At 66.6% G+C, this 8,693-nt stretch carries 8 protein-coding genes and 1 pseudogene; 5 read left to right on the forward strand and 4 right to left on the reverse strand.

The genetic code is table 11. The features are described 5' to 3' along the window. The first annotated feature begins 21 nt into the window (after positions 1–21). Complete coding sequence (locus tag GOSPT_RS06735; RefSeq protein WP_005204407.1) at positions 22–678, forward strand: TetR family transcriptional regulator; 657 nt, start codon at positions 22–24, stop codon at positions 676–678. On the opposite strand, the gene GOSPT_RS06740 is transcribed toward GOSPT_RS06735, so the two are convergent. Beyond that, positions 667–1,266: a TetR/AcrR family transcriptional regulator gene (locus tag GOSPT_RS06740; RefSeq protein WP_005204408.1), complete on the reverse strand. Its 600-nt coding sequence runs from the start codon at positions 1,264–1,266 to the stop codon at positions 667–669. The genes GOSPT_RS06735 and GOSPT_RS06740 overlap by 12 nt on opposite strands. A 93-nt stretch (positions 1,267–1,359) precedes the next feature. Between GOSPT_RS06740 and GOSPT_RS06745 the strand changes: the two genes are divergently transcribed. Both GOSPT_RS06745 and GOSPT_RS06750 read left to right on the forward strand, forming a co-directional pair. After that, positions 1,360–1,743 (forward strand): DUF1304 domain-containing protein, encoded by a 384-nt coding sequence (locus GOSPT_RS06745; protein WP_005204409.1) that lies wholly within the window; start codon positions 1,360–1,362, stop codon positions 1,741–1,743. A gap of 67 nt (positions 1,744–1,810) precedes the next feature. Further along, positions 1,811–2,839, forward strand: coding sequence for an NADP-dependent oxidoreductase (locus tag GOSPT_RS06750; protein ID WP_005204410.1), 1,029 nt, complete (start codon positions 1,811–1,813; stop codon positions 2,837–2,839). 23 nt (positions 2,840–2,862) lie between these two features. Here GOSPT_RS06750 and GOSPT_RS06755 read toward each other — a convergent pair whose 3' ends face one another. After that, positions 2,863–4,014 (reverse strand): pyridoxal phosphate-dependent aminotransferase, encoded by a 1,152-nt coding sequence (locus GOSPT_RS06755; RefSeq protein ID WP_005204411.1) that lies wholly within the window; start codon positions 4,012–4,014, stop codon positions 2,863–2,865. Between the two features lie 139 nt (positions 4,015–4,153). On the opposite strand from GOSPT_RS06755, the gene GOSPT_RS06760 reads away from it, so the two are divergent. After that, positions 4,154–4,717 carry a hypothetical protein gene (locus GOSPT_RS06760; RefSeq protein ID WP_005204412.1) on the forward strand — a complete coding sequence of 188 codons (564 nt, stop codon included), beginning with the start codon at positions 4,154–4,156 and terminating at the stop codon, positions 4,715–4,717. 36 nt (positions 4,718–4,753) lie between these two features. Here GOSPT_RS06760 and GOSPT_RS06765 read toward each other — a convergent pair whose 3' ends face one another. After that, positions 4,754–6,421, reverse strand: coding sequence for a DNA repair helicase XPB (locus GOSPT_RS06765; RefSeq protein WP_174273026.1), 1,668 nt, complete (start codon positions 6,419–6,421; stop codon positions 4,754–4,756). 177 nt (positions 6,422–6,598) lie between these two features. Here GOSPT_RS06765 and GOSPT_RS06770 point away from each other — a divergent pair, with 177 nt between their 5' ends. Continuing rightward, positions 6,599–8,146 carry an MFS transporter gene (locus tag GOSPT_RS06770; RefSeq protein ID WP_051993768.1) on the forward strand — a complete coding sequence of 516 codons (1,548 nt, stop codon included), beginning with the start codon at positions 6,599–6,601 and terminating at the stop codon, positions 8,144–8,146. 13 nt (positions 8,147–8,159) lie between these two features. On the opposite strand, the pseudogene GOSPT_RS06775 reads toward GOSPT_RS06770, so the two are convergent. Continuing rightward, positions 8,160–8,693 (reverse strand): annotated as a pseudogene (locus GOSPT_RS06775) (helicase-associated domain-containing protein); the annotation flags it as partial.

Genomic DNA, 8,693 nt, shown 5'->3' on the forward strand with positions numbered 1-8,693 from the left:
GTAGATAGGGAGAGCAGTGCGATGACCGAGGCGACGAGTACGGCAGCGATGGCTACCGCGCCCGCCTCGGTCTCGCATGCGCCCGACGCCCCCGTACGCCCGATCGGGTTGCGCGAGAAGCACAAACGTCGCACCAGGGCGGCAATCCGCGCGGCGGCGATGGAACTGTTCGACGCCCAGGGGTACGCACAGACGACCGTTGCGCAGATCGCCGAGGCTGCCGACGTCTCCCACACCACCTTCTTCCGCTACTTCCAATCGAAGGAACAGGTCGTCATCAACGACGACCTCGACGACGTGTGGCAGGAGGCGCTCACATCGATCCCGCCCGGGCTCGGACGATTCGATCTCCTGCGCGAGATCGTGCGCAGACTCGTCGGCCTGGTTCTCGCCGACGACTGGGCCTCGGACCCGGCGCGGATGAAACTCATCCAGTCCGAGCCGGCGCTGCTGGTGGTCAACCAGGTCGAATCCGACCGCGCGATCTCCGAGGCCGCAGACTTCATCGCCGACTACCTCGGTGTCGACCGGGACAGCAGCCGGTTGCGGGTGTTCATCGCGGCGGTGGGCGGGATGATGTTCCACATCGCCAACGGGATCGACGATCCCCGCGACGGCAGGTTCCTCGACACGCTTCTCGAGGCGATCGACCTCCTGGAGGCGGGGCTACCCCTCTAGCGCTGCGGCGGCGTTCAGCGCCTCGGCTGCCGCGTCGAGCGTGCGCGCGGCCTCGGCCGTGTCGATGCGGGCCAGGCATTGTGCTGCGATGATCGCGGCCACGGTCAGCCGCGTGTGATGGTCGACGACGCTCGGTGTCGCATCTGGAAGCAGAGCCCGCACGCCGCGGAGAACCGCGGACGCGAGTTCGGCGCGATAACTCTCGATGACGGCGTGCACAGTCTCGTCGGAGCCGATCGGTGTGGCCGACGCGGTGAGGATCAGACATCCCGCCGGAGCGCCGCCCGTCTGCGCGATCGTGAGAATGGCGTCGCGGAGACCCGCGAGGTAGTCGATGAGCGCATCGGGGGAGACGTCGTCGGCGACGAGGCCGGCCAGGCGCGGTCGGACGACGGCGTCCAGGTAGTCCTCGACTGCGGCGTCGAACAGTCCGCGCATGCTTCCGAAGGCGTGGTAGATGCTCGACCGTCCCACCCTGGTCGCCTTCTCGATGTCGGTCACCGACACCTCTCCGAAGCCGCGTCGCCAGAACAGATCGCGTGCGACGCCGACGAGCTCAGCTCTGTCGAAGGTGGCGGTGCGGCCCACGGCTGTCTCCTCGTTCGAGAATTTATTGCAACAACCATTCTACTATGCTTATAGTGTAACGACCAGTGCACAATCGGAGGCAGGGAGAGTCGGATGATCGTGGCCGCAGTCGTATTCGTGGGTGTGGCCGTCGCGCTGCACTGCTACATCTTCGTCATGGAGTCGCTGCGATGGACGGCGCCGGCCACCAGGCGCACCTTCGGACTCTCGGCCGACGAGGCCGCCAACACTCGTGACATGGCCTTCAACCAGGGCTTCTACAACCTGTTCCTCGCCGTGATCGCCACGGTAGGGGCGGTGCTCGTCTTCACCCAACGCGACGTCGGTGCTGCGCTGATCTTCGCGGGCTGCGGCTCGATGGTCGCTGCCGGCGTGGTTCTGCTTCTGTCGTCGCCGACGAAGGCCCGAGCGGCACTGACCCAACTCGCGACACCGCTGGTGGCGGTCGTTCTGTTGGCCGCGGCACTCATCGCATGATCCGAACGTCTGGTCCCATACCCATGCAACAGAACTCATGTAACCGAAATACGAGGAGAGTGGAGATATGAGCACAACGAGCACGCAGATCCAATTGGTGAATCGCCCGGTCGGCTGGCCGAAGGACTCCGACTTTCGCACGGTGCAGGTGACTCTCGACGACCTCGCGCCGGGCGAGGTCCGCGTGGCAAACGAGTTCGTCTCCGTCGACCCGTACATGCGCGGACGCATGATCGACACCCGCAGTTACGTCCCGCCCTTCAAGCTCGACGAGACGATGACGGGGGGTGCGGTCGGGCGGGTCGTCGAGTCGCGTTCCGACGACGTGCCGGTCGGCGCGTTGGTGCTGCACCAGCTCGGTTGGCGCGATGTGGCGCAGGGCCCGGCGAAGGCGTTCACGGTGTTACCGGAGCCGCCCACAGATGCCAACGGCGACAAGGCGTTCGACTCGTCGGTCTACCTCGGTGTGCTCGGCATGACGGGGCTGACCGCCTACGTGGGCTTGACCGAGATCGCGGAGATGAAGCAGGGCGACGTCGTGTTCATCTCCGGCGCGGCGGGCGCCGTGGGGACCGCGGCGGGACAGATCGCCCGACTACTCGGCGCCAAGGCGGTCATCGGATCGGCCGGGAGCGCCGAGAAGGTCGAGTTGCTCACCGGGCGTTACGGATTCGACGTCGCGCTCAACTACAAGGACGCACCCATCCGCAAGCAACTCCGCGCTGCGGCGACCGACGGCATCGACGTCTACTTCGACAATGTCGGCGGCGATCACCTCGAGGCGGCGCTCGACGTCTTCAACGACGGTGGGCGTGCGGCGCTGTGTGGCGCGATCGTCGCCTACAACTCCACCGAGCGGATTCCCGGACCCGACAACATGTCCAACATCATCACGCGGGGACTGACTCTGCGTGGTTTCACCGTGGGTCACCACTTCGACAAGGCGCCCGAGTTCACCGCGAAGATGTCCGACTGGCTGGCGTCGGGCGAGGTGGTTTATGACGAGACGGTCGTCGACGGCATCGACCACGCGGTCGATGCCTTCCTCGACATGATGCGCGGCGCGAACGTCGGAAAGATGGTCGTGCGCCTGTAGGTGACGGTCAGTAGGGCGAGGAGTCAGAGTGTCCGCAGCCGCCGCGCGGCCTCGGCGATGACGTCGTCGCGTTTGGCGAATGCGAAGCGCACCATGTGTTTCCACGGCTCCTTGTCGTCGGCGAAGACGCTAACCGGCACCGCCGCGACACCGATCCGCTCGGGTAGCGTCCGGCAGAACTCGACGCCGTCGTCGTATCCGAGAGGCCGCGGGTCGGCGCAGGCGAAATAGGTTGCCTCGCTGCGATGGACGCCGAACCCGGAGTCGACGAGCGCGGAGGTGAGCAGGTCGCGCTTGGCCTCGAGCTCTGCCGCAGACGTGCGCACCCAGTCCATCTCGTTGTCCAGGGCGAAGGCGACGGCGGGCTGGAAGGGTCCCGAGCCGACGTAGGTCATGAACTGCTTCGCCGCACGCGCCGCTGCGACCAGTTCGGCGGGTCCGCTGATCCACCCGACCTTCCAGCCGGTGCAGTTGAATGTCTTTGCCGCACTGGAGATCCGGAGCGTGCGCTCACGCATGCCCGGCAGCGTGGCCAACGGGGTGTGGGTGCGCCCGTCGAACAGCAGGTGTTCGTAGACCTCGTCGGTGACCGCGACGACGTCGTGTTCGATACACAACCGGGCGATCTCGGCGAGGTCGTCGTCGGAGAGCACGGTTCCGGTCGGATTGTGCGGCGAATTGATGAGCGCCACCGCGGTTTTCGGTCCGAAGGCGTCGGCGAGCCGTTCGCGATCGAGGCGGAAGCCGTCTCCGTCGGAGACGAGCGGGACGACGCGGCGCACGCCGCCCGCCATGGCCACGGTCGCCGCATAGGAGTCGTAGTAGGGCTCGATCATGACGACCTCGCGACCCGGTTCGACCAGTCCGACGATCGCGCCCGCGATGGCTTCGGTCGCGCCGACGGTGACGAGGATCTCGGTGTCGGCGTCGTAGTCGAGGCCGTAGTGCTCGCGCTGGTGCCGGGCCACCGCGGTCCTCAACTCGGGAACACCGATCCCCGGTGGGTACTGGTTGCGTCCCGCGGAGATCGCGTCTTTCGCCGCCGTCAGCATCGACGCGGGGCCGTCGGTGTCGGGGAATCCTTGCCCGAGGTTCACAGCGTCGTGCTGGACCGCCAGCGCCGACATCTCGGCGAAGATGGTGCTCGAAAACGGTCGGAGGCGCTCGACGGTCATGGCTCAAGGCTGTCACATGTCGGATGTTCGATGCACTTGTATGTGCTCGATCCCAAGTCGACGACAAGAACCCCGCAAGCGGGCGGAGTGACATTTGCGGTGGCGCCGACAGACGGCGCAACACCCGAGAGGATCCACCATGTTCACTTCGTCCGGCATTCATTTCCTGCACGGCCCGCTCTGGCGCATCGGCTGGCGTGCCGTGGTCGTCGCCGCCTGCATGGGCCTGACCCTCGTCGCCGCGTGCGGGGTGTCGGTCGGCGACGACATCGTCGACGACGCGGCCGACATCGACGTCGGGCAATGCGTCACGATCGGCGCGTCCACGGTCGACGACGGGAACGTGAAGGCGACGCGCACCGACTGCGGCGGTGACGATCTCACGTTCTACGTCGCTGCGAAGGTTCCGTCCGATGCAGGTTGCGTGAGCAAGAACAGTGCAGGTCTGACCTTCGACAAGGGCGACCAGAAGCTCTGTATGACACCGAGTTTCGTAGCCGGACAGTGCTATCAGGTTCCGCTGCCCGGCGGTCGGCTCGTGGACTACCGCGAAGTCGACTGCGATGCGACGGCACGCACGTCGACGATCGTCGCGCGAACGGTGCAGCGAGCCGATGGCGAGGTGCAGTGTCCTGACGACCTCACCACCTGGACGTTCACCGAGCCGCGCCCGATCGGCTACTGCCTCGAGGCGCTGGTGTGAGCGGGCGCGGTGCGCGGGGGCCCTGCACGAGCAGGATCAACCTGCGGACTCCTCGCCGATGGCCGGGCCGAGCAGGTCGTCGGCGTCGGTGATGCGATACGCGTAACCCTGCTCGGCGAGGAAACGCTGCCGGTGGGCGGCGTAATCGGCGTCGAGGGTGTCACGCGAGACCACCGAATAGAAGTGCGCCTGACCACCGTCCTTCTTGGGGCGCAGCAGACGACCGAGTCGCTGAGCTTCCTCCTGACGAGACCCGAACGTGCCCGAGACCTGCACTGCGACCGACGCCTCCGGCAGGTCGATCGAGAAGTTCGCGACCTTCGACACCACGAGCGTCTGCAACTCACCCGAGCGGAAGCGGTCGAACAGCGCCTCGCGCTCCTTGTTCTTCGTCGAACCCTGGATCACCGGGGCGTCGAGTTCACGCCCGAGTTCTTCGAGCTGATCGATGTACGCGCCGATGACCAGCGTCGGCGAGCCCGCATGCTTGGCCAGGATCGACTTCACGACGTTGACCTTGGTGTGCGCCGTCGAGCAGAGCTTGTACTTCTCCTCGTTCTCGGCGACCGCGTACTGCAGACGCTCCTCGTCGGTGAGTGTCACGCGAACCTCGACGCAGTCGGCAGGCGCGATCCAGCCCTGCGCCTCGATGTCCTTCCACGGGGCGTCGTAGCGCTTGGGTCCGATGAGGCTGAACACGTCGCCCTCACGGCCGTCCTCACGCACGAGGGTCGCGGTCAAACCGAGTCGACGCCGCGACTGCAGGTCGGCGGTCATGCGGAACACGGGCGCCGGCAGCAGGTGCACCTCGTCGTAGACGATGAGGCCCCAGTCGCGGGAGTCGAACAGATCGAGATTCTTGTACTCGCCCTTCGACTTTCGCGTCATCACCTGATAGGTGGCGATGGTGACGGGACGAATCTCCTTGCGCTCACCCGAATATTCGCCGATCTCCTCTTCGGTGAGCGACGTACGTGCGATCAGCTCACGCTTCCACTGGCGTCCCGCAACGGTATTCGTCACCAGGATGAGCGTTGTCGCCTGTGCCTTGGCCATCGCCGCAGCGCCGACCATCGTCTTGCCCGCACCGCACGGCAGCACGACGACACCCGAGCCGCCCGCCCAGAACGAGTCGGCTGCCATCTCCTGATAGTCGCGCAGATGCCACTCGTCCTGTTCCAACGCGATGGGATGTGCCTCGCCGTCGACATAACCCGCAAGATCCTCCGCGGGCCAACCGACCTTGAGCAGCACCTGCTTGAGCCGACCCCGCTCCGACGGATGTACCACGACGGTGTCGTCGTCGATCCGCGCACCGAGCATCGGCGCGACCTTCTTGTTGCGCAGGATCTCCTCGAGGACCGCACGGTCGAAGCTGACCAGGGTCAGCCCGTGTACCGGACTCTTCACGAGCTGCAGCCGCCCGAACCGGCCCATCGTGTCGACGATGTCCATCAGCAGCGGCTGCGGGACGGCATACCGCGAAAACGACACGAGAGCGTCGACAACCTGCTCGGCGTCATGCCCCGCGGCGCGCGCATTCCAGAGCGCCAGCGGCGTCACCCGATAGGTGTGGACGTGCTCGGGAGCGCGCTCGAGTTCGGCAAAGGGGGCGATCGCACCGCGCGCTGCCGCGGCGTCGGGGTGATCCACCTCGAGGAGCAGCGTCTTGTCGGATTGCACGATCAGGGGTCCATCAGTCACCCGCGCCATTGTATAAGGGTTTATCTGCCCGGCTCGTGGATGTGTTTTTTGCGCGGCTGGTGTCCGCTATGTCCGTTAAATTCCACTGTCCCGCGCGAGCATCGCGGCGTAAAGTAAGCGGAGCAAACCTCCGGATATCTCCGGGGTACTACGACGCAAGTGGGGATCTCACTCTTCATGTCAACTTCCGAGAAGCCATCTTCTGGGTCGTCAGCTTCCGAGACGCCAACTCTGTCCGCGGAGCCCGACCCCCGGCGCTGGAAGGCGCTCGTCTTCATCTGCATCGCGCAGTTGATGGTCGTGCTCGACGGTACCGTCGTCCAGATCGCGCTGCCCGACGCCAAGGTCGATCTCGGCATCAGCGATGCCAATCAGCAGTGGGTGATCACGGCGTATGCGCTGGCATTCGGCGGTCTGCTGCTGTTCGGCGGACGCATCGCCGACCTGTGGGGGCGTCGTCGTGCACTGATGGTCGGCCTCGTGGGCTTCGCGCTGGCGTCCGCGCTCGGCGGAGCCGCGGTGAACCAGGGGATGCTGTTCGGCTCGCGCGCGCTGCAGGGAGCATTCGGTGCGCTGCTCGCTCCGGCCGCGTTGTCGCTGCTGACGGTCATGTTCACCGCGCCAAAGGAACGTGCGAAGGCGTTCGGCATCTTCGGCGCGATCGCGGGCGGCGGCGCGGCCGTCGGTCTCCTGCTCGGCGGATTCCTCACCCAGGTGCTCGACTGGCGCTGGACGATGTACATCAACGTGATCTTCGCCGCGATCGCGCTCTTCGGCGCGATCGTCGAGATCAAAGAACCTCCACGCGCCCACAATCACGCACCCGGCCTCGATGTGCTCGGAGTGATCCTCGGTGGAGGCGGACTCGCGCTCGTCGTCTACGGATTCAGTCGGGCTGCCGAGGAGGGCTGGGGCGACACCGGGACCGTCATCTGCCTGGTCGCCGCGGTGGTGTTGTTGGTCGCGTTCGTCGCGTGGCAGGCGCGCAGCAGTCATCCGCTGCTCCCACTGCGTGTCGTTGCGAACCGCGCGCGTGGCGGCGCCTACCTCACCGTCGCGTTGTCGGTGGTCGCGATGTTCGGAGCGTTCCTGTTCCTCACGCTGTACATGCAAGTGGTGCACCACTATTCGCCGCTGATGGCCGGTGTGGCCTTCCTGCCGATGGTCGGCGGCATGCTGGTCGGCTCGACCCAGATCGCGGTGCGCCTCATCACGCGAGTGCCGCCCCGGTTCCTGCTCGTGCCGGGCGCGCTCCTCGCAGCCTGCGGGATGCTGCTGCTCAGCCAGATCTCCGCCGAGTCGACGCGGTACTGGAGCGTGGTCTTCCCCGCCCTGTTCCTCCTCGGCATGGGCATGGGCACCGTCTTCATGACGTCGATGAACCTGGCGACCTACGGCGTCGAGCCGCGGGATGCAGGCGTGGCGTCGGCCATGGTCAACACCTCCCAGCAGGTCGGCGGCGCGATCGGCACCGCACTCCTGAACACGATCGCGGCAACGGCAACCGCGTCGTTCGTGACCGCGCACATGGCATCGGTCCATGGACCCGCCGACGCAAAGGCCGTGAAGGCACAGGCGCTGGTGCACGGGCAGAGCACCGGGTTCTACGTCGCCGCAGCCATACTCGCGGGCGTCGCGGTGCTCGCCGGCCTGCTGATCAACGTCAAGCGACCGATCGGCGACGCACACGATGCCGAGCCGGAGGCTGCTGCGCTCGCCGGGTGATTCGTGACCAGCGTCAGTTGTCGAGCAACTCGACGCTGGTCACGCGGTGCAGGGTGAAGTGCTGCTCGTCGTCGGAGCCCTCTTCGGTGCCGACGAGTTGTCCGGCACCGAGCAGCCGCGGGGTCACGACGTGCCTGCTGGCCGAGCCGTGGGCGTCGACGTAGCCGACGAGTAGACGTCGATTCGCCCGAAGCGCCAATTGGATGAGGGCAGTGGTGGATTCGCCACCGCCGACGGCGCGCACCGGTGCGGCGTCGGACTTTCCCGCAGTCGCCGGAGTGGCCCGCGTGGCCCTGTCGTGCGAGCGCATGCGGCTCACCACCGACTGCAACTGGTCGGCGGTCGGCGTCGAGCGGCGGGGTGTCGGTCGACGCCGACCCCGTCCCGACGACACGCGACTGCCGCGCTCGCGCAGGTCGACGAGTGAGCCGGACGAATCCTCGCCCGCGGGAGCAAATCCCGCGTCGCGGAGTCGATCGATCACCGTGCGGACCTCCGACGGCGAGATCGCCACCGTCGGCGCGAGCGCGCGCAGCGCGAGGTGTTC

This window comes from Gordonia sputi NBRC 100414, assembly GCF_000248055.1.
In the GTDB taxonomy this organism is placed as follows: domain Bacteria; phylum Actinomycetota; class Actinomycetes; order Mycobacteriales; family Mycobacteriaceae; genus Gordonia; species Gordonia sputi.

What these genes read in the sequence shown, in the direction of transcription:
- GOSPT_RS06735 (WP_005204407.1), top strand. Translation starts at nt 22, where the DNA reads ATGACCGAGGCGACGAGTACGGCAGCGATGGCTACCGCGCCCGCCTCG.
- GOSPT_RS06745 (WP_005204409.1), top strand. Translation starts at nt 1,360, where the DNA reads ATGATCGTGGCCGCAGTCGTATTCGTGGGTGTGGCCGTCGCGCTGCAC.
- GOSPT_RS06750 (WP_005204410.1), top strand. Translation starts at nt 1,811, where the DNA reads ATGAGCACAACGAGCACGCAGATCCAATTGGTGAATCGCCCGGTCGGC.
- GOSPT_RS06755 (WP_005204411.1), bottom strand. Translation starts at nt 4,014, where the DNA reads ATGACCGTCGAGCGCCTCCGACCGTTTTCGAGCACCATCTTCGCCGAG.
- GOSPT_RS06760 (WP_005204412.1), top strand. Translation starts at nt 4,154, where the DNA reads ATGTTCACTTCGTCCGGCATTCATTTCCTGCACGGCCCGCTCTGGCGC.
- GOSPT_RS06770 (WP_051993768.1), top strand. Translation starts at nt 6,599, where the DNA reads ATGTCAACTTCCGAGAAGCCATCTTCTGGGTCGTCAGCTTCCGAGACG.